The organism is Clostridium sp. YIM B02506, from assembly GCF_022324845.1.
Lineage (GTDB): Bacteria > Bacillota > Clostridia > Clostridiales > Clostridiaceae > Clostridium_T > Clostridium_T intestinale.
The window spans coordinates 28,493-50,478 of sequence record NZ_JAKGTG010000001.1 but is presented as its reverse complement, the minus strand read 5'-3'; the positions used below and the strand labels follow the sequence as shown (position 1 = coordinate 50,478).

17 protein-coding genes are annotated in these 21,986 nt (G+C 30.4%); 16 read left to right on the top strand and 1 reads right to left on the bottom strand.

The features are described 5' to 3' along the window. Positions 1-41: 41 nt before the first annotated feature. From L1S49_RS00200 to L1S49_RS00165, 8 genes are all read left to right on the top strand, one after another. Positions 42-365, top strand: coding sequence for a multidrug efflux SMR transporter (locus L1S49_RS00200; protein WP_238902040.1), 324 nt, complete (start codon positions 42-44; stop codon positions 363-365). Between the two features lie 39 nt (positions 366-404). Then, positions 405-845, top strand: a complete 441-nt coding sequence (locus tag L1S49_RS00195; protein WP_238902038.1) for a MarR family transcriptional regulator — start codon at positions 405-407, stop codon at positions 843-845. A 75-nt stretch (positions 846-920) separates the two neighbouring features. Then, entirely contained in the window at positions 921-1,424 is a 504-nt protein-coding gene (locus tag L1S49_RS00190) for a GNAT family N-acetyltransferase (protein ID WP_238902304.1), read from the top strand. An 86-nt stretch (positions 1,425-1,510) separates the two neighbouring features. After that, positions 1,511-1,786: a metal-sensing transcriptional repressor gene (locus L1S49_RS00185; RefSeq protein ID WP_073022733.1), complete on the top strand. Its 276-nt coding sequence runs from the start codon at positions 1,511-1,513 to the stop codon at positions 1,784-1,786. A gap of 394 nt (positions 1,787-2,180) precedes the next feature. Continuing rightward, entirely contained in the window at positions 2,181-3,407 is a 1,227-nt protein-coding gene (locus L1S49_RS00180) for a transposase (protein WP_238902036.1), read from the top strand. A gap of 14 nt (positions 3,408-3,421) precedes the next feature. Beyond that, positions 3,422-3,625: a hypothetical protein gene (locus L1S49_RS00175; RefSeq protein ID WP_238902034.1), complete on the top strand. Its 204-nt coding sequence runs from the start codon at positions 3,422-3,424 to the stop codon at positions 3,623-3,625. 168 nt (positions 3,626-3,793) lie between these two features. Further along, the gene (locus L1S49_RS00170; protein WP_238902032.1) at positions 3,794-5,656 is read left to right on the top strand and encodes a cation-translocating P-type ATPase; all 1,863 of its coding nucleotides are present in this window, start codon (positions 3,794-3,796) and stop codon (positions 5,654-5,656) included. A gap of 116 nt (positions 5,657-5,772) precedes the next feature. Continuing rightward, on the top strand, positions 5,773-5,949 hold the full coding sequence (locus L1S49_RS00165; RefSeq protein WP_238902030.1) for a hypothetical protein: 177 nt from the start codon (positions 5,773-5,775) through the stop codon (positions 5,947-5,949). 963 nt (positions 5,950-6,912) lie between these two features. On the opposite strand, the gene L1S49_RS00160 is transcribed toward L1S49_RS00165, so the two are convergent. Further along, the gene (locus L1S49_RS00160; protein ID WP_238902028.1) at positions 6,913-9,429 is read right to left on the bottom strand and encodes a helix-turn-helix domain-containing protein; all 2,517 of its coding nucleotides are present in this window, start codon (positions 9,427-9,429) and stop codon (positions 6,913-6,915) included. 328 nt (positions 9,430-9,757) lie between these two features. Here L1S49_RS00160 and L1S49_RS23350 point away from each other — a divergent pair, with 328 nt between their 5' ends. The 8 genes from L1S49_RS23350 to L1S49_RS00120 all read left to right on the top strand — a co-directional run bounded on the left by L1S49_RS23350 (position 9,758) and on the right by L1S49_RS00120 (position 21,966). Further along, positions 9,758-11,239, top strand: coding sequence for a sugar ABC transporter ATP-binding protein (locus tag L1S49_RS23350; protein WP_238902026.1), 1,482 nt, complete (start codon positions 9,758-9,760; stop codon positions 11,237-11,239). 19 nt (positions 11,240-11,258) lie between these two features. Continuing rightward, a complete protein-coding gene (locus L1S49_RS00150) occupies positions 11,259-12,242 on the top strand; it encodes an ABC transporter permease (RefSeq protein ID WP_238902024.1) in 984 nt (327 codons plus the stop codon). Positions 12,243-12,302: 60 nt separating this feature from the next. Beyond that, a complete protein-coding gene (locus L1S49_RS00145; protein ID WP_238902022.1) occupies positions 12,303-13,457 on the top strand; it encodes a hypothetical protein in 1,155 nt (384 codons plus the stop codon). A 90-nt stretch (positions 13,458-13,547) separates the two neighbouring features. Then, positions 13,548-14,546: a hypothetical protein gene (locus L1S49_RS00140; protein WP_238902020.1), complete on the top strand. Its 999-nt coding sequence runs from the start codon at positions 13,548-13,550 to the stop codon at positions 14,544-14,546. Between the two features lies 1 nt (position 14,547). Beyond that, on the top strand, positions 14,548-16,236 hold the full coding sequence (locus L1S49_RS00135) for a glycoside hydrolase family 3 N-terminal domain-containing protein (RefSeq protein WP_238902018.1): 1,689 nt from the start codon (positions 14,548-14,550) through the stop codon (positions 16,234-16,236). Positions 16,237-16,268: 32 nt separating this feature from the next. After that, positions 16,269-16,904: a beta-phosphoglucomutase gene (pgmB, locus tag L1S49_RS00130; protein WP_238902016.1), complete on the top strand. Its 636-nt coding sequence runs from the start codon at positions 16,269-16,271 to the stop codon at positions 16,902-16,904. A gap of 92 nt (positions 16,905-16,996) precedes the next feature. Next, entirely contained in the window at positions 16,997-19,753 is a 2,757-nt protein-coding gene (locus L1S49_RS00125; RefSeq protein ID WP_238902014.1) for an alpha-L-rhamnosidase, read from the top strand. Positions 19,754-19,782: 29 nt separating this feature from the next. Next, the gene (locus L1S49_RS00120; RefSeq protein ID WP_238902013.1) at positions 19,783-21,966 is read left to right on the top strand and encodes a substrate-binding domain-containing protein; all 2,184 of its coding nucleotides are present in this window, start codon (positions 19,783-19,785) and stop codon (positions 21,964-21,966) included. Positions 21,967-21,986 lie beyond the last annotated feature (20 nt).

The following is a 21,986-nucleotide window of genomic DNA, read 5'->3' as shown; positions in this document are numbered from 1 at the left end:
GTCCATATATGGACTAATTTCATTAATTTAGAGGTGAATTTATGAACTGGTTATATTTAATTCTGGCAATTATGTTTGAAATAATATCTACAACTTTATTAAAGGTATCCAATGGATTTACTAAAATAGCACCTACTATAGGAACTTTTTTTGGATATATTTTATGTTTTACATTTTTATCAATGGCTTTGAAGAAAATAGATATTAGTGTAGCATATGCTATATGGTCTGCTGCAGGAATAGTTATATTAACCGTAATAGGAGTATTTATTTTTAAAGAAAGTATAAATGCACTAAAGATTGTATCTATAGTTTTAATAGTAATAGGTGTAGTTGGGTTAAATTTAAGTGGAGTCAGCCATTAATATGTTAAACTTAATATAAATTAAGGGGAGAGTTTAAGAGTGAGTAATAAAGAGGAATTAATTGAACAGATAGATAGTTATTATGAATCCTGGTTTGAAATAAATAATATATATAGTATTTGGGCTAAAAAACATGGTATACAAGATACCACTTTATTTACTTTATATATTATAAAGACTTCAGTACCCTATTGTACTCAAAATAAGATTTGCAGTAAATTACTATTGCCTAAACAAACAATTTCAGTGATAATAGCTTCTCTTGAAAAGAATGGATATGTCTTTAGAGAAACTAATCCAGAAGATCGTAGAAATAAAATTGTTAGATTTACTGAAGCAGGAGAAAAATTTGCAGATAATATTCTTGAAAAGCTTAAGTTAGCAGAAATAGAGGCATTTAGCCAGCTATCTAGTGAACAACGAACTTCTATAATAGGGAGCTTTAAATTATTATCAAATTCATTAAAAAAAGAAATGTAATTAGCTTTACACACTTTAAAGAAAATGTGATAATAAGAGAATTAAACAGTAAGGGAATGAATAGTGAACATGGAATTGAACTTTAGAAAAACACTTAAAACAGATGTTGATGATGTAATGGCAGTAATAAAACAAGCTCAAGACTATTTTAAGGAAAAAGGCATAAATCAATGGCAAAATAATTATCCAAATAGCGAAACAATAAATAATGATATTTTAAGTGGACACAGCTATGTGTTAGTAAAGGATGATAGTGTTGTTGCAACTGCAGCAGTTTCTTTTGATGGGGAAAGCACATATAACAATATATATGATGGCAAATGGATTACTAACGATAAATATGTAGTAATACATAGAATAGCAGTTGATAATACATATAAGGGACTAGGTTTATCATCTGAAATTATAAAAAGAATCGAAGAACTTTGTTTAAGTAAAGATGTGCATAGTATTAAGGTTGATACGCATAGAGAAAATCTATCTATGCAGAGACTTCTTAAGAAAAATAATTTTGAATACTGTGGAGTAATTTATTTGCTTGATGGAAATGAGAGAATAGCTTTTGAAAAAATATTATAAAGACAGCTAAAGTTGACATTAGTTAATATGAATGATATTCTTTCTACATATTAATAACTATGGGGTTAGCGAATGGAGGAATTATCATGCGTCAATGTATGGATTCAGATAATATACATAGAAGAATAAAGAAAATCATGGGACAGTTAAATGCTATAGATAGAATGGTAGATGAAGATGTAGACTGTGAGAATATTTTGATTCAAATAAATGCAGCTAAAAGCGCAATACATAAAGTTGGGCAAGTAGTATTAGAGGGACATTTAAGCCATTGTGTAAAAGATGGTATAGAACATGGAGATGCTGATAAAACAATTAAAGAATTTGCAAAAGCCATAGAACATTTTTCAAGAATGTCATAGGAAAGTAAGTAGTCATATTATGGCTGCTTTTTTTATTGCATAGGAAAGTGTATTCTTTCCTATGCAATAAAAAAGGCAAGGGGTGCAGGGGAAGTTGTGTTCCCCTGCCTGTTAAGGAGGGCATAAGGATTAATAATCTTTATGTGCAAGCAGAGGATTTCTAAGGGGTCTCAGACACGCAGTGTCGTCGAAGGGTTAAAGACCTAAATGGTCTTTAACGGGTTTACCCAGGCCTGAAAGGACATAGGGTTCCCTAGCGAAGTGGCGACAGCCACTTTTTTATTGCATAGGAAAGTGCAAATTTTTTTATAATTTTTTTAGTGGCTTAGCCTTTATGGAGAGCCATTTTGTATTTATAAGTAAAAAATAGTAAAATACTTTTTGGTGATGAATAATGAAGTCAAAAATTGCTATAATACTAAAAAATCATTGGGAAGAGTTTTTAAAATTATATGGTCATAGAGTAAGAAAAAATGTAAAAAGAGAAGTTGAGAAAGTTTTAGAATGTGGAGACTTAAGCAAAGGATATATTGAATTTAAATGTCACAAATGTAATGAAAGTAAAAAAGTAGCCTTCACATGCAAAAGTAGATTCTGCACATCTTGCGGAAAGATATATGTAGATAATTGGATTGAAAATATGTTGGGGAAATTGATAAATGTAAGACATAGACATATTGTTTTTACAATTCCTGAAGAACTTAGAGAGATATTTCAAAGGGAAAGGAATCTTTTGAAATTATTACCGCAATGCGCAGCAAAAACAGTGTTAACTTGGCATAAGGATCAAAATAAGAAGGAAAGTTATACACCAGGAATAGTAACTGTAATACATACTTTTGGCAGAGATTTAAAGTGGAATCCTCATGTACATATGATGGTTACTGAAGGTGGAGCTGGTAAAGAAAATCCATGGAAGCATATAAGACACTTTCCTTATGAAATGCTAAGAAAAAGATGGCAAAAGTTATTGCTTTATGCTCTTATTGATGAATGTAAAGATAAGAAAAAAATGAAAGAACTTAAAAATAAGTTATATAGTAAACACGATAACGGATTTTATGTTCATGCTAGAAATGAGATAAAATCAGCCAAAGTAGCAGCTAAGTATGTTGGTAGATATGTGGGTCGCCCTGCGATAGCGGAATCAAGAATACTAGCCTATGATGGAAAGTTTGTAACCTTTAAGTATACTCGACATGAAGATAACAAAAGAATTGTTGAAAAAGTTCATGTATATGAGTTTATAAAAAAGTTAATAGTCCATATACCTGATAAAAACTTCAAGATGATTAGGTATTTTGGTCTTTATACTAGTAGAAATAAATTGAAAGATAATCTTATAAAAATGTTAGATAAGAGAATTCTAGATTTAAAAAAGAGTATAAGAAGATGGGAATATAGAATATTAGCTAGCTTTGGAGTTGAACCTAGGAAATGTCCTGTTTGTGGTGAATCGATGATATTTTATGATATTGTGTATAAAAATTATGGATCTATTAGAGGAATGCTAAAGGATAAATTTATAAATGAAGCCTCCGAAAAGCTTGAAAAAGCCATTGAAGATTATGCAATGGTAAAAGGAATAATATATGGTAGAATAAAGCCTGTAGCAACTTAAGCGAGGTGAGAAACATGGTAAAAAAGGATAATGTAGTTTTATACATTTGTACTAAATGTGGAGTAAAAGAAGAAATCCCAGAAGAAGTGGTTAAATACTTTGATGAGATGGATCAAAGCAATATAAATGAACCACCAAGTTTCGCATGCGAAGCATGTGGCGGAGTAATGAGACCACAGAATTACAAAGGTGTTTATGATAAAACTTATAAATATTAATTTTTAAATAAATATAGACAAGGCACATATGAATAGAGCCTTGTCTGAATATTGAAACTATTTCCCCGCAGGGGGCGTGGCGCTAGCCACTTTTTTATTGACAAAAAATAATTCCAACAATATTATATACATATACCCCTATAGGTATATAGAAAAGGAGATATTTTTATGGCTATAGTAAATTCAGTATTTAAAGATGAAGAAAAGCGCACCATATTAGGACTTATAATTTCAGTAATATCACTTATATTTAGTTTCTTTGACTTGGTACAAGCTCCTATTAATTTAGCATGGATTGCAATTATTTTATGTGGGCTTCCTATAATTAAAGAGGCAATAATTGGATTAGTTACTGAATTTGATATTAAAGCAGACGTATTAGTATCTATGGCTTTAATTGCATCAGTCATAATAGGAGAGACCTTTGCAGCTGGAGAAGTTGCATTTATTATGACCTTAGGTGCATTATTAGAAGAGCGCACTGTTAAAAAGGCTCAGGCAGGAATTGAAAAATTAGTAAACCTAACGCCAACTACAGCAAGAGTAATTAAAAATGGAGAAGAAAAGATAGTTACTGCTAAAGAGGTATTGGTGAATGATATTCTTAAAGTGTTACCAGGAGAAACTATACCAGTTGATGGAGTTTTGATAAAAGGTGAAACCTCAATAGATCAATCAGTTATGACTGGTGAATCAATGCCTGTAGATAAAAAGGTTAGAGATGAAGTGTTTAGTGGAACTGTAAACCAATTTGGAGCATTTGAAATGAAAGCTACAAAAGTTGGAGAAGATAGTTCACTTCAAAGAATGATTCGTCTTGTTAAGTCAGCAGATGCTGGAAAAGCTAAAATAGTAGGAATGGCTGATAGGTGGGCAACTTGGATTGTTGTTATAGCTTTAGTATCAGCAGCAGCAACTTGGTTTATTACAGGAGAAATCATACGTTCAGTTACAATACTAGTTGTATTTTGTCCATGTTCTTTAGTATTAGCAACTCCTACAGCAATAATGGCAGGTATAGGAAATGCCACTAAATACGGTATTTTAATTAAAGAGGGAGATGCCCTAGAGAGATTATCAAAAGTAAGAAAGATAGCTTTTGATAAAACAGGTACATTAACTTATGGAAAACCTAAGGTTACTAAAGTTAAGTCTTTTGATGAATCTACTTCAGAAGAGCAGTTATTAAAATTAATAGCTAGTGTTGAGAAATCATCAGAACATCCATTAGGAAAAGCAATAGTAGACCATTTTAATTCAGTCTCAAAGTTGCAACTAGAAGACATAACAGATTTTAAGATGGCAATAGGTAAAGGGGTATACGGAACTATAAATAATAATAAGCTTTTAGCAGGAAATGACAGGCTGCTAAAGGAAAATAATATAGTTTTAACTTCTTCTCAAGATGATAAAGTTAAAGAATTCAGAAGTAAAGGATGTACTATTGTATTTTTAGCAGAGGACGCTATAATAAAAGGTTTTATAGTATTAGAAGATGTGTTAAGAAATAATTCTAGAGAAATGGTTGAGAATCTTAAGAAGTTAGGAAAAGATACGGTTTTACTTACAGGAGATAATAAGCAAACTGCTTCAAATATAGCTTTAGCGTCAGGAATTGATGAATTTTATTCAGAGTGTTTACCAGAAGATAAACTATCCATAATTGATAAATTCCAAAGTGGAGATCAAAGAGTTTGTATGGTAGGAGATGGAGTAAATGATGCTCCAGCTTTAAAGAAATCCTTTGTGAGAATTGCCATGGGAGGAATAGGCAGCGACATAGCAGTTGAAGCAGCAGATATAGCCCTAATAGGTGATGATATAAAAGCTATACCACACTTAATAGAACTTTCAAAGAGAACAATGAGGACAATAAATATTAATATCATCATATCAATGATATTAAACTTTGTAGCTATTATATTAGCAATGACTGGCGTTTTAAATCCTATAGTGGGGGCGTTGGTGCATAATGTGGGATCTGTTGTTGTTATAATACATTCTGCATTATTGTTAAATTGGAGAAGTTAGGATGAAGGAATCTAATGGAGCTTGGGAAGAAGCTCCTACAGGGCAGATGTGCATAACGTAGGATCTGTTGTTGTCATAATACACTCAGCATTATTGTTAAATTGGAGGAGTTAAAGATGAAAGAATTAATATTACCTGTATTTTTAATGCTTTTAGGGGGTTGTTTAACCTTTGGAGGAGTATATTATTTAAGAAAAGAAAAAGATGATGAAGTTTCCGTTAAGATATATAGGACAACTAGTATAATAGGGATTGTTATTGCTATTTTGGGTATTTTAAAGTTTATATTATAAAATAGTAGAAATAAAAAATTTACAGATATGCATTAAAAAATGTAGTGATTTTATAATTTACTACATTTTTTATTATGTGCAATTATAATAAAATATAAGTAATATAGTTAACTACAGACAATAAGTCACATAGGAGTGTTATGAGATAATTTAATGATAAGAAAAGTTTAGAAGAAAATTATGAAAGTTAGGAGTGATTTTTGTGAAATGGGAGAAAGCAAGAAAAGTATATCAGAATAAGTAGATTTTACTTGAAGCAATAGAAGCTCATTCCGAGGAAAATAAAAGGATAGTTGAAGAGTTTTCAGTTATAAATGTCTATGATAATGGGAAAGAAGCTCTTAAAGAATATGCTGAAAAACATAAAAAGGATAAGAGTAGAGAGATGTATGTTTATCATACTAAAAATGGAAAGCTAACTATAGAGGAAAGAAATTGGATTAAAAGAAAATCATAATTTTATAAGTAGGATTTAATCAGATAAAAGCTACGATTTTTTAGTGGCTTTTTTGTTTTTTTAAGTAAACTTTTGTATTAAGTCGATAAAGAGTTCTACAGATGAAAAGCAATTGAATCAGCTGTATGTAGGAGTTTTAAAAAAGCACAGCATTATTGTGTAAATGTGTAAAAACACAGGAACAGCGGAGCAGCGGCAAAGTGAAACATTGGAATTTTGGAACATAGGAACAGTGGAAAAGAGGAACATAGGAATGTTGGAATAAGTTCTTGCAGAGCAGTGGTTAGAAGGAATCTAATGGAGCTTGAGAAGAAGCTCCTACAGAATAGATGTTAAAAGGAATCTAATGAACCTTTTGAGGAGAAAAGGTTCTACAGGGCAGAAGGGTCTGTTGTTCTTATAATCCATTCAGCATTATTGCTAAAGTGGAGGGTTTGAATGGACGGTAAGTAGATTTATTTTAGATAATCTGCTTACTGTCCTTCTTATAATTCACACAAGATTTTTCACATTCTCTTTATTGAAATAAAACGTATTTCCAATAGATCTAAGATTGAATTTATATTCAAGTCATTTTCAATAGAGGATACTGTATATTTATTAATCATAGGTCTTGATAAAGCGCCTAAGGTATCAAACTCCTCTTTTGTTGTAAGAGGCTTAGCACCCATCTCTAACCATTTATCGAAGCAGCTCCCATATTGTCTATTAACAATATATTCAGTAACTTCATATCTTCCAGATTCAACTCCTTTTAATTGTAAATTAAATTCTTTTTTGTCTTCTGAACCAAAAGGAGTATATCTATTAGTAAATGTCATATCAAAGGTTTCACCATTAGCATATAAGGAAGAATAATGTTTGTAGTTATAAAGCATAATTCTAAATTCATTTTTTTCCTTAGTTACAAAGTAGCCATCACCCTTAGATATTAATTGGGAGCCTAGTTTATTTATTAAATAAAAAGCATAGTAACTTGGTTTTTTTATTCCGTTATATGTAAATAGACCTAACCCACCATGAAATATTTCTGTAGGAATTGGATTCTCTTCAAAAAAATCAGTTAATACCCAAAAGCCGTAACTATCTAAACGGTCATAATTATCTAAAAGATTTTTAACAATGTAGCAAGATTTAAAACAAGTATCACTCATAAGGTCGAAATGAGCTGGAGTAGAGTTCCATTCAGTTAGATATATATCGTGCTTAGTACCATATGAAGATCTGACATAGTTTTTAATTAAGTCTACAAACTTCTTAAACACATCCGGGTCTTCACTAAGTTTAAGTCCATTTTCTAAGTCCCATGTATTTTTTATTTGCTCATTACTACTTACAAAGTCTGTTCCATAAAAATGAATGTTAACGAAATCTGGTATGCAATTATTTTTATAACACCATTTTGTGAAATTTATTAACCAATTATTGTCATCAAGAGTAACAAAATAGCTGGATGGACTTCCAAAACAAATATTTTCATCACATGCTTTTACAGTATCATAAGTGTTTTTATAGAAAGAATAAAATACCTCCTGAGATGACATAGAAAACATTGATTCAGGGGTATCAGGCTCATTCCACACACTAAACTTCCATTGTTCCACTATTTCTTTACCATAACGTTGTATTAAGTGCATAGTAAATTCCTTAATTAGTCGATTCCATTCATTTATATCATTAGGTTCACTTGTTATAAATCCAGAAGTAAAAACAGTTTTTTCAGGATATTTTGCAAGTGCTTTAGGCATAAATGATAGTTGAATTAGAGGTTTTAAGCCTATAGAAATAATAAAATCAAGTACTTTATCAATAAGGGTAAAATTTATGATAATTCCTTTATTAGTACTGTTAGTATAAACCTTCATGTCATCTGAGAGGATACCATGAAACTTTATATACTCATATCCAATTTCTTTTTGTACAATTCTAAGCATATCCTGGACTTCGGCGTATAGTATTTCTTTTGCTTTTCCTACAGCAGTAAATACTTTAAATGTATGTGTTAACTTAGTTGAAACTTGTGTAACATCAATTTCTCTAGAAATAATTGATGTAGTTGATAATTTATAGGAATCAATAATGCTAAATTCATCTGTATGGGGTAGATATTCTGCTAATCGTTTTAAATAGTCGTGTTGTTCTAAAATAACATAGTTATTACCTGGATTTTGAGAAGGTGGTTTAATATTTGTTATTAATTTCCCTTTGTTTTGATGTCTATATTGGCTTGGGAGCATATTATATTCCTTTTTAAATAGCTGCACAAATGCTTTAGCGTTAGGAAAACCACTGTTATAAGCTACAGTTTCAACTGAATCATCAGATGCAAGCAACTCTTTTACTGCTGTGTCAATTCTTAATTTATTTATATAGGACATAAAATTTATTCCCATATTTTTGGTGAAAAATTTAGAAAGATAGGGTACTGATAGATGTTCAAGTTCAGCTAGTTCATATAAAGACAAATCTTCTCTATAGTGATCATTAATATAATTTATTATTCTAGATAACCGCTCTAAGTTTTTTTGAGCTTGATTCATATTTGTCAGCAGATTATCAACTTTAAAGTGAGACATTAATTCATATAAAAGAGAATAAGATAAAGCCATTCCTAATATTTCAGTTGACTCTAGCTTAAGTGCATCAGCTTTAATAAATTGAGCAATAATACTCTTTATATTTGAAAAATCACTTTTATCCTTAAATAAACTAGAGTTACATTCAAATTGTATTTGACTTTCATTAATTATGCGTTTGTCAAAGAGGGAAGTATCAATTTGTAAGGCAATCATAGTACAATCTTCAGCAGAAAGTTCATGAATTTCGTTTGAATTGATAAGTATAATATCTTCCTCTAAAAGTGTGCAGGTTTTATAATCTATTGATATGTTTACTTGACCTGAAAGAACATACAGCATTTCGATACTATTATGCCAATGTCTAGAAGAATAACCTAACCTATGAATAAAACAACGTATAGGTATATTACTTTCAAAATTAATGATTTCATGTTTATCATCCATATTATAACAACCTTTCTATGTAAGTATTATAAAATTTAATCTAACTTTGCAGTAATTTATTATAGTACTATCTACAGATACATTGTAACGTTTAAATATATTTTAGCACATATTTTTCATAAATATATATTAAAAAAATGATGTAACTAAGAAGTTACTGCAAAAATTTAATCTGATTTGTCATAAGATAATAATTATATTTTTAAATATGTATAGATAAATGAAATAAGGATAAAAAAAACAGTCAAAACCGGACAAGATATAGAGGTGAAAAAGTTTAATCTGTTAGTTATAATGTAAACGTACTACAAGAGAGGTGATTATAGAAGTGATATTAAAAGTTGAAAGTATTAATAAAAGCTTTGGAGCTACAAAAGCACTTAAAGATGTAAGCTTAGAAGTTAAAAAAGGTGAGATAAGAGGATTAATTGGAGAGAATGGCTCTGGTAAATCAACAATATCTTCTATTATTGCAGGTATGCAAAAACCGGACAATGGTATTATGAAATATTTAGGTGAAAACTATGAGCCTAAAACAATGCTTGATGCTCAAGAAAAAGGAATTAGTATGGTTTTACAGGAAATGAATACGATTCCTCATGTTTCTGTAGCAGAAAATATATTTGCAGGTCAAGAAGAACTATTTTCAAGGTTTGGTTTTGTAAATAAAAAAGCTATGATACATGAAGCAGATGTGGCATTACGTAACGTTGGAATTGAACATATTAAAGCAAATGAATCCATTGATAATTATGGAATGGAGGATAAAAAACTTATTGAAATAGTAAGAGCAATTAAGGAACATACAAATATTTTAATTATAGATGAAACAACAACAGCTTTATCTCAAACAGGACGTAACCTTTTGTATGGAATTATGAAGAAATTACAAGAAGAAGGAAAAGCAATACTTTTTATTTCTCATGACCTAGATGAGTTACTTAATATATGTAATGTCCTAACAGTTTTAAGAGATGGGGTAATTATTGGAACTCTAAATAAAGAGGAATTTGAACCTAGAAAAATTAGAGAAATGATGGTTGGACGAGAAATAGGTGATAAATTATACAGAGAAGATTATGATGGCTCTTACGAAGATGAAGTTGTTTTAAAGTTATGTAATGTTACAGATGGAAGTTTAAAAGATTTTTCTTTAGAACTACATAAAGGAGAGATTCTCGGTATTGGAGGACTTTCTGGAAGTGGAATGCATGAGGTAGGAAGAGTAGCTTTTGGATTAAATAAACTATTTGCTGGAGAGGTAATAGTTAACAACAACAAAATTAAATCTCCACTTATGGCCATAGAAAATAATGTAGGGTATATTTCAAAAAATAGGGATAAAGAAGCATTAATTTTGGAAGCTAGTATAAGAGAGAATATTGCATTACCTTCAATTAATGCACTATCACAGAATACTTTTATTAGTCCAAAGAAAGAAAAAGAACTTTCTAAAAGTCAAATTGAATTTCTAAGAATAAAGTGTAATGATGACAAGCAACTAGTATCAACATTAAGTGGAGGTAATAAACAAAAAGTATCTTTCGGTAAATGGATTGGTAAAGGATCATCTATATTAATAATGGATTGTCCTACTAGAGGAGTAGACATTGGTGTGAAGCAAGCTATGTATGAACTAATGATTAGACTGAAAAATGAAGGGAAATCAATTCTTATGATTACAGAAGAATTATCAGAGTTAATTGGCATGAGTGATAGGGTACTTATCATGAAAGATAATAAAATAAATGGTGAATTTGAACGCTCAGAAAGTCTTTCAGAAAAAGATATTATTGAATACATGATTTAGAAATGGAGGTAGTAGTGGAATGGTAAATGCAGTAGAGACAGAAAAACGAGTTGTTAAAAATGATCACTTATTAAAAACTAATGATGTTATTAGAAAAGTTACTCCATATATAGGGCTTATAGTGATAATTATATTTTTTGGTTTACTAAGTGAAGGATTACTTTTTAACTCGAGAAATATTAAATCCATGATTAACCAATTGTTCCCGATCTTGATTGTTTCTTGTGGAGCAGTATTTGTTTATTCACAAGGAGCCATGGATGTATCAGTTGGAGCTGTAGTAGGAGTAGGAGCGCTAGCATCTGCTCAGATATTAAATAGCACTGGTTCTTTTGCACTCTCTTTTATAGCTTCTATAGTAATTGCTCTTATATTTGCATTTGCGAATGGTTGGATAAGTGGGAAACTAGGAATGGCACCAGTTATGGTTTCGCTTTGTATGATGTTTGTCGGACGTGGAATAGTTACAATGGGAACAACTGAACCTCCAACAGTATATGCCAATGGAGATTTTTCTTTCCTAAATAATTCTATAGTAAAAGTAGTTGTGATGATAATTTTTATTTTAGTAATGACATATATTTTTAACTTTACAAAGATAGGAAAACAAGTAAAAGGGCTTGGAGGGAACAGAGTTTGTTCAGAGCAAGTAGGGATAAATATATTAAAGGCTCAATTATTAGGATACTTAACTATGGCAATTGGAGTAGGAATAGCTAGTGTGTTCATACTTAGCAGAATTGGAAGTGTAACAAGAAATACAGGATCAGGGCTAGAAATGGATGTTCTTCTAGCATTAATTTTCGGGGGAATACCTCTAACTGGCGGCTCAAAATCTAAGATAAGCTCCGCAGTTGTAGGAAGTCTTATTTATGTAATTCTTGGGAATGGACTCCTACTATCAGGTATTCCAGTAGAAGTAGTTCCTTTAGTAAAAGGAATAATATTCTTAGTAGTGGTATTTTTAAGTGTTTCAAAATCAAAAAAGGTATTGCCAAGATAAAGATCATTAAGCAACTGCTTTTATGATATAAAGAAAAATAATATAAATGGAGGAATAATTATGAGAAAAAAGATGGTAGCTTCACTATTTGTGGTATTAGTTTTAATGGTATCAATGTTTACTGGTTGTAGTAAAAGTAATGGTGATAGTACAAAAGATGGGAAAACAGGAAAGGCTGTAAAGATTGGAGTTATAAATTTTGACTATTCAACTTTATCAGGTTCAACACTTAAAGAATATTTAGAGTATCTTGAAAAGGATTCGGAGCTCAACGTGAAATTTATATTTAGCACAAGCCAAGCAAATGATCAAGAACATTTAGCAGCTGTAGATGCATTAATAACACAAGGTGTTGATGGAATTTTATCTTCGTTGGACTCTGGTCAAGAAGCAGTAGTTAAGGCCTGCAATGATGCAGAGGTGTATTATGCTAATTATAATACTGCATCAATACCTGATACTTTTAATAAGGTAAAGGAGAGCAAATACTTTATTGGGCAAGTTGCAGATGGAAAAGTTAATGCTTCAGAATTAGGAGAAATAGCAGCACAAGTTGTAATAGAAAACGGATTTAAGAATGTTGGAGTTACAAGTTTCCCACAAAAAATGATATTAGGACAAGGTAAAGCAGATCAAGCTTTCCGTAAAAAGATGAAAGAATTAGATCCGAATGGAACAGTTAAGATATACGATACACATGAACATTTCTTTGATGGATCAGGTATAGATACTTATATTAATACTAATGCTGAAATGGATGCTCTTTTAGGATTAGGTGCAGGTTTACAATTTGATTATCCTAAAATCGTAAGTGCTAATAAAAAAGGTAAAGTTAAATTATTAGCTATAGGAATGCAAACAGATAGTGCAACAACACAAGAGTTTAAAAATGGCGATATTGTTATGGGAACTATCTCTAATGTAGAAGCTATAGCAGCACCATTAGCAATTATGTTAGATGCTCTTAATGGTAATAAATATTCTGATTATACTGGAGCCTTACAATTAGATGGAACTACAATGGTTATTAAAAATTCAGAAGATGTTGATGACTTAACTAAATACACTTATTATGGCGAAGGTCAGCCACTTGTTACAAGTGAAGATTTAAAGAATCTAATGGTAACATTCAATGAAAAGGCAACACTTTCAAATTTAAAAGCTGAATTATTAAAAATGGATTTAAAGAATGCAGTAGAAAAAAATAAAAAATAGCATTTTAATGATATAAGGTGTATTCCTCCAAGATATTAAAAGTATTCTTGGAGGAAGCACTAAGATAATGAAAGAATAGAGGATATAATTATGGCAATTGATTTCAAAAGAATATTTAAAAATATACTGGGAACTGTAGCTCTGCCTATTGGTATGTTTATCATTTTCTTTATTCTAACTAGAAGTTTGGGGATTAATATTTATGGTAATAGAGATAGCTTTATATCAATAATGCAGAACACAATTTATTCAGTGTTTGTTGCATATGGGGTTAGTTTGACCTTTAAAAGCGGAATGATGGATTTTAGTATAGGTAGTGTAGTTATGTTAGCTTCAATTTTTGCTTATAACGTTACAGTAAAATTAGGTGGAAGTGCTTGGATGTTACTTGGTATGTGTATAATTTTTAGTATTATTCTTAGTACTATCATGGGAAGTTTGTATGTATTATTAAAACTCCCAATAGTTATGGTGTCTTTAGGTGTTACTATAATATATGAAGCAATGACAGGAGTAATATTTGGCGCAGAAGGTGCTAATGCATACTCTATTCAAAAATTTACTGTTTTTAGTAGAGAACCTTTAATGTATATCCTCCTAATAGGAGTAATGCTATTTTATTATGTATTTATAACACACACTAAAATAAGTTATAAATCTAGAGCCTTAGCATTCAATCAAATTACAGCAGTTAATATTGGAATAAAAGAAATACCTAATGTACTTATAAAGTATTTAGTATCAGGTGTATTATTAGGATTTGCGACTGTAATGTATGTAACTCAGACTAGAGTAGTTCCAGCTACTAGCTTTTCCTCAACCATGGTGATGTTTATGAACTTGTTTCCAGTAATAATTGGTTTATATCTTGGCAAGTTTTGTAATGACACTTTGGGAATATTTAGTGGAGCACTGACAGTTAGTTTATTTAATTATGGACTATCAGCTCTGGGATTAAATACGTCACTTGCAACAATATACTATGGATTATTTATGATACTATTCATAGGATATAGCACAAATGAAGAAAAAATTATTATGTGGATTAAAAATGTAAGAATCAGAGTAGCTAAAGAAAAGAGGGTGTAGAATGATTGACTTAGTTGGAAAGCCGTTTTATTTATCAGAAGAAGATATAAGTTGGGTCATAAAAACAAAATCAGAGATGAGTATAGATGAAAAAATAGGTCAACTATTTTGTCCTATAGGAATGAGTAATGAACTTAGTTACCTTGATGAGAATTTACTGAAGTATAACATTGGAGGTATATTATATCGTAATGGTATTGCAGAAGAAATGCAGGAAACCCATAGATATCTACAACAAAAAAGTAAAATTCCTATGTTTATTGCTGCTAACTTAGAAGCTGGTGGAGATGGTATAGCTATTGATGGAACAAGCTTTGGTAAGCAAATGCAAGTAGCTGCAACAGGAGATAGTAAGCATGCATATAGACTTGGTATAGTTAGTTGTAGTGAAGGAGCAGCAGTTGGATGTAATTGGACATTTGCGCCAGTTGTAGATATAGATATGAATTTTAGAAATCCTATAACCAATATACGTACCTATGGAAGTAATAAGTACACAGTAATAGACATGAGCAAAGAATACATGAAAGCAGCTAAGGAATGTGATGTAGCAGTGTCAATAAAACATTTCCCCGGTGATGGAGTTGATGAGGTTGATCAACATTTACTTACTTCAGTTAACTCACTTTCTTGTGAGGAATGGGATAAAACTTATGGTGTGGTATATGAAGAGCTTATTGATGAAGGCGCCTTAACAGTTATGATTGGACATATTGCTATGCCTGCATATCAAAGATACTTCAATCCGAACTTTCAAGATAAGATAATGCCAGCTACTTTATCTAAAGAGATAACTAATGACTTACTTCGTAAAAAATTAGGTTTTAATGGACTTATAGTGACAGATGCTACTCCAATGGTTGGATTTACAGCTGCAATGGAGAGAAAGAAAGCTGTTCCTTATTCCATAGCCTGTGGTTGTGATATTTTTCTATTCAATAAGGATTTAAAAGAAGATTATATATTTATGAAAAAAGGTTATGAAGAAGGAATAATAAGTGATGAAAGACTAGATGAAGCTATAACCCGTATACTTGCTACAAAAGCAGCTCTGAAGTTGCATAAAAAACAAAAAAATAATTGTCTTGTGCCTGACAAAAAATCTTTAGCTATTATTGGTTGTGAAAAACATAAAACTTGGGCTTATGAATGTGCAGATGAGGCAGCAACTTTGATTAAAGATACACAAGAATTATTACCTATATCACCTAAAAAGCATAAGAGGGTTCTACTTGAAATTCTAGGTGATTTTCCATCAAATGAAAGAGTGGAGGGAAAGATCACAGAGCTATTAACAAAAGAAGGGTTTGAAATAATTCCTTATAAAAAAGAAGATTTTACAATGCCTATTGATAACGTATCTGATATTAAAAGAAAATATGATTTAGTATTATATATTGCTAATATTGAAAATGCTAGCAATAAGACTGCATCTAGAATAAATTGGTATACATTTTTTGGGTTAGGTAATAATTTACCTTGGTTTGTAGAGGAGGTTCCTACTCTATTTGTTAGTGTGGGCAATCCATATCATTTATTAGATGTTCCAATGATAAAGACATTTGTTAACTGTTATTCTAATCATAATATCATGCTTGAAACAGTTGTAGAAAAGTTACTTGGAAGAAGTGCTTGGAAAGGTACAAGTCCTGTGGATTCATTTTGTGGCAAAGAGTATTTGAAATATTAAGTTGTAGAAACAGATTGGAAAGGAATCAAAGTATGAGGTATAAAGGAGTAATTTTTGATTTAGATGGCGTCATATGCCACACAGATAAATATCATTATTATGCGTGGAAGGAATTGGCAGATAGTCTTGGTATTTATTTTGACGAAATAATTAATAATAGATTTCGCGGCGTAAGTAGAGAAAAGTGTATGGAAATACTTTTAGAAGGGTATAACAATACTATTTCAGATACTGAGAAAACTATGTTAGCTGAGAAAAAAAATGATTTATATAGAGAACTATTAAAGAATTTATCATCAAAAGATTTAGATTTCGATATAAAAGAAACATTAGATAAATTAAAAGAAAAGGGAATTTCATTAGCAATTGGTTCGTCTAGTAAAAATACAATGTTTATATTAGGTCAATTAGGAATCAAGGATTACTTTAATGCGGTAAGTGATGGGAATAACATATCAAAATCAAAACCAAATCCAGAAGTCTTTTTGAAAGCAGCTGCATTTATGGGATTATCGCCAAAGGAATGTCTTGTTGTAGAGGATGCAAAAGCAGGAATTGAGGCAGCTAATAGAGGAGGATTTGATTCTGCTGGAATTGGAGAGGCAGCCCTTCATGAAAGTATTACCTATCCGATTAATAAATTTAAAGATATATTGAATATTATTTAAATTGAAGAGGAGCTGTTGGGTATTGTACAAGAGTTCCTTTCTAATTTCAAAATTTTTATTTGTTTTTAAACAAACCATGAGGGAGAGATTCTATGAAAATAGATAAAGTTAAAATAAACGGTATTAGAAATCCAATTGGATTTTATTATGATAAAGTAAAATGTTCATGGGTAGTAGAGGATTTTAAGGATACTATCCAAATTGCAGCAAAAATTGAAGTTAGTAAAGATAAAAATTTCATAAATATTATATATAGTAAGGAAGGTAAGAATCTATCATCAATCGGTGAAGAAATAGAGATAAATTTAGAACCAAGAACCAGATATTTCTTTCGTATAACTGTAGAAGGAAATAATGGAGAAACTGCAACAAGTGATGTATGCTATTTTGAAACTGGAAAAATCGGTGAATACTGGGCAGCAGATTGGATAGGACCTATAAAAGAACATAAATTCCACCCTATAATATTTAAAAATTTTGAGATAAATAACAAGGTTAAACGTGCGAATCTGTATATATGTGGACTCGGTCTTTATGAAGCTTATTTAAATGGAAACAAGATTGGAAATGAATATTTAACTCCATTTTTTAATGACTACTTTACGGAACTACAATATCAAACTTATGATATTACTAATATGATTAGTGAAAATAATATAATTGAAATTAGTCTTGGAAATGGTTGGTATAAGGGACGATTTGGGTTAGATAATTTGAATAACAATTTTGGAGATTGTTTTGCTGCAATAGCAGAACTACACTTTGAATATGAGGATGGAAGTAGTAAAGTTATAGCTACTGACTTAGATTGGAGTTATAAGGGATCTGATATCGAGGATAGTGGAATTTATGATGGAGAAGTTCTAAATCGTTTATTATGGATGGATAAAGAAAATACAGTTTTTAAGGTTGAAAAGATTAATTTAAGTAAAAGTAAATTAGTTGAAAGATTTAGTATACCAGTTATTGAGAAAGAGAGTATAAAACCAAAAGAAATTATACATACACCATCAGGAGAAACAGTAATAGACATGGGGCAAAACTTTGCAGGATATGTGGAGTTTATATCAGAATTACCTTACGGAACAAAAATTACTTTAGAATTCGGAGAAGTTCTTCAGAATGGTAATTTTTATAATGAAAATTATCGTACAGCTAAAGCACAATTTATTTATATATCAAAAGGAGAACTAGAAAAAGTAAGACCACATTTCACTTATTTTGGTTTTAGATATGTAAAAATAACTGGTTGGATTGGAGAAGTATCTTTAGAGACTTTTGTTGGTAGTGTAATTTATTCTGACTTAGATAGGACTGGTTTTATAGAAACTTCTAATAAGAAAATTAATAGGCTTTTCCAAAATAGTATATGGAGTCAAAAATCTAATTTTGTTGATATGCCAACAGATTGCCCTCAAAGAGATGAAAGGCTTGGTTGGACTGGTGATGCTCAAGTATTTGCACCTACAGCAAGCTATAATATGGATACAAGAGCTTTTTATGATAAATTTTTACATGATTTACGTAATGAACAAATGAAGTTAAATGGTGGTATACCTAATTACATTCCTAATCTGGGAGCATTAGGTGGTGCTTGCAGCGTATGGGGAGATGCGGCAACATTTATCCCAAAGGTATTGTTAGAATACTATGGAGATCAAGATGCAATAAGAAGGTATTATCCATTGATGAAAGACTGGGTAGATTATGTGACTCAAATAGATAAGGGAAATGGAGAACATAATTTATATGATACAGGTATTCATTTTGGTGATTGGCTGGCTTTAGATGGTATTACACCACAGAGTTTTAAAGGTGGAACGGATGATTACTTTATAGCTTCTGTATACTACTATGAGTCAAGTAATATCCTATCTAAGATGGCTGAAACGCTTAATAATGAGGAAGATACAAATAAGTATAGACAGTTAGCGAATAAAATCAAGAAAGCAATATTAAATGAATATTTCTCACCTACAGGTCGTTTGACTATTGATACGCAAGCTGCTTACATCATAGCATTAAAGTTTGGAATATATATAGATAAAGAAAAACTTGTAAATGGATTTAAGTTAAGATTAGAAAAAGATTGCTACAAAATTAAGTGTGGATTTGTTGGAGCACCTCTTTTATGTAGTGTACTTTGTGAAAATGGTATGGAGAATCTAGCATACTATTTCTTATTTCATGAAGGTTTTCCGAGTTGGTTATACTGCGTGAATTTAGGAGCAACTACTATTTGGGAACGTTGGAATTCATTACTTGAGGATGGAACAGTAAGTGGAACTGGAATGAATTCCTTCAATCACTATGCATATGGTGCAGTTGTAGAATTTATGTATAAACATATTGCAGGTATACAGCCTTTAGAGAACGGATTTAAAAAAGTTAAATTTGAACCTAAGTTAAATATTAAACTTCACTATATGAATTGCACATATGAATCTGTTGGTGGGAGATATGTATCAAATTGGAGGATAAATAAAGATGGCACTATAGAAATGCATTTTGAAGTTCCATTCAACTGTACTGCTATTGCGATATTACCAGAATATGATGGAGATATAATAGAGCTTGGTGGCGGAGTATATGATATAAGCTATAAACCTATTAAAGATTATAGAAAAATATTTAATGCTGAAAGCAGGCTAGAAGAACTTGCATTAGATGAACAAGCGATGAAAATAGTGAATGAGAAATTACCTTTGGCATCTTTAATGATAAAAAGTAAAGATAAAGAAAGCTTATCTAAATCATTACAACAATTATTTTATATGGAGTTTATGGGATTTAAATCTAAGGAGGTTCAGGATACTATTGAAGCATTGATGAAGATAGAGGTATATTAAAAGAATTCTTATCTTAGGAGCTGAGTACAATGAAAAAAAAGAAAAATTTTTACTCAAAAATAATATTAAAGCTAAATACAAGACTAAAATTTAACTTGTTAGTAGTTATATTAGCGATAAGTATCTTTTCCTTTGTGATACAAACTAATATTAAAGTTGAAGAAATATATACTAAGTCCATTACTACAGTATTTTTAGGAATATCAATTATATCATTAGTATGTATATTTATAATTTATAATACAACCATGAAATCTTTAAGTGAGGTTATAAATAGCGCAAAAGATATGGCGGAGGGGAAATTAAATAAAAACGATATTATTATTTGGAACAACAGAGATATAAGAATACTTGCACAATCATTTAATAAAATGAAAGCTAATCTTTTATTATTTTCTGATAATACAAAAATAAATGTACTTACTTTATTTAAATCTACTGAAAATGTTTCCAAAAGTATGGATTCATCTTACTTAGGAAATGAAAATGTTTATAGAAAAATACAAGAAATTTCCTCTACATCAAAAAAACAATTGAATCAGATAGAGGGAACTAACTCCAAAATTCACAATATTTACGAGAGTATTAACAATATATCTAAACAATTAAAAGAGCTAGAAAAAATGGCAGTTGATACAAGTATCGTATCAACTGCTGGAAAAGAAGATCTTGCAGCCTATGATGAAAGTTTAAAACTTATTTTTACTAGTATAAAAGATACTCAGGAATTTATTTTAAAATTAAATTTAAGCGCTGCTGAAATATCTGATATGGTTGTTTTTATAGTAGGTCTAAGTGAACAGTTAAAGTTATTATCTTTAAATGCTTCCATAGAAGCAGCAAGAGCAGGGGAAGCAGGAAAGGGTTTTTCAGTTGTAGCAAACGAAATTACCAAAATGGCTCAAGCAACTAAGGAGAGCATAGGAAGAATTAATGGGATTTTAGAAAATGTACTAGGTAATAGTAAAAATGTTGATGGAAGTATTAAGAGAAGTATAGAAAACTTTGAAAAAGGAAATGAAATATTTCTGAGAATGAAAAATGTTTTTGATGAAATTAAGGAAAAAAATATTTTAGTATTAAATGAAATTAACAGAACAGTTAATGAAGCAGTAATAATTGATGAATCAGCAAAAGAAACTTCAGACTTAAGTAAAAAAGTATTTGATTCATCAATAGGAATATCACATGATACTGAGGAAATATCGGATATTATACAGCAGGAATTATCCGAATTTCAAGAGATTAATTCTAATGTTGCATCATTACAAGGATTATTAAATAAGATAGAAAATATACTTAAATATTTTGATTTTGATATAAAACCTATTAAGAAAAATGTTAATAAGACTATTAATATTGCAGTAGTTAGTATAAATCCGAATTTTGGGCATATATGGAGCCTCATGTATAGCGGAGTACTGTATGCACAAAAAAATTTATCTAATAGCAATGCAAATATTGATTTTATAGAAATACCTCAAGAAAAGCTATCTCCTCAAGCTTTTCCCAAGTTTTTAGAGGAAGTTGCAGGAAAAGGATATGATGGAATCTCATTACTTGGATTTTTTCAAGAAGCATCACAAGTTGTTAATAAGGAAATTGATAAAGGAACTGCTTTTATGACATTTAATAGTGATATAAACTGTAAAAGACTGGCGTTTATTGGGCAAGATGCATATAAATCAGGTATTGTTGCAGCAGAAGCTATGGAAAATTACATAAACGGCAAAGGAAATGTGTTAATAGTATCCACTAATATGGTAATCGGAGAAATTGAAAGAAGAACAAGTGGATTTATTGATACTATATCAAAAAATAAAAATATAAATATTGAAAAAATGATAATTCAAAATCCATTTGATAGTAATAAAGTAGAAAGAGAATTAGAAGATTATATTAACAAACATAATTATTACGATGGAATTCTTTTAGTTTCTATAGGACAAGCTGAGTTAGTAAAAGTTTTAGAATTAAAAGGAATGGCAAAAAAGATAAAGGTAATTGTGTATGATACTACAGAGGAAGTGGTTAAAAACATCAGAAAAGGTTCATTAACTTGCGCAATTGGACAAGACCCATTTAGACAAGGCTATGACCCGGTAATTTATCTATATAATTATTTAGTAGCAGGTGAAAAACCACCCTATGATAAAATAAGAACAAGAATAGAAATTTTTGACAAAGAAAGTGTTGAGAATTTAGCTATTTAAGACAATTTTAGAGTGAAACT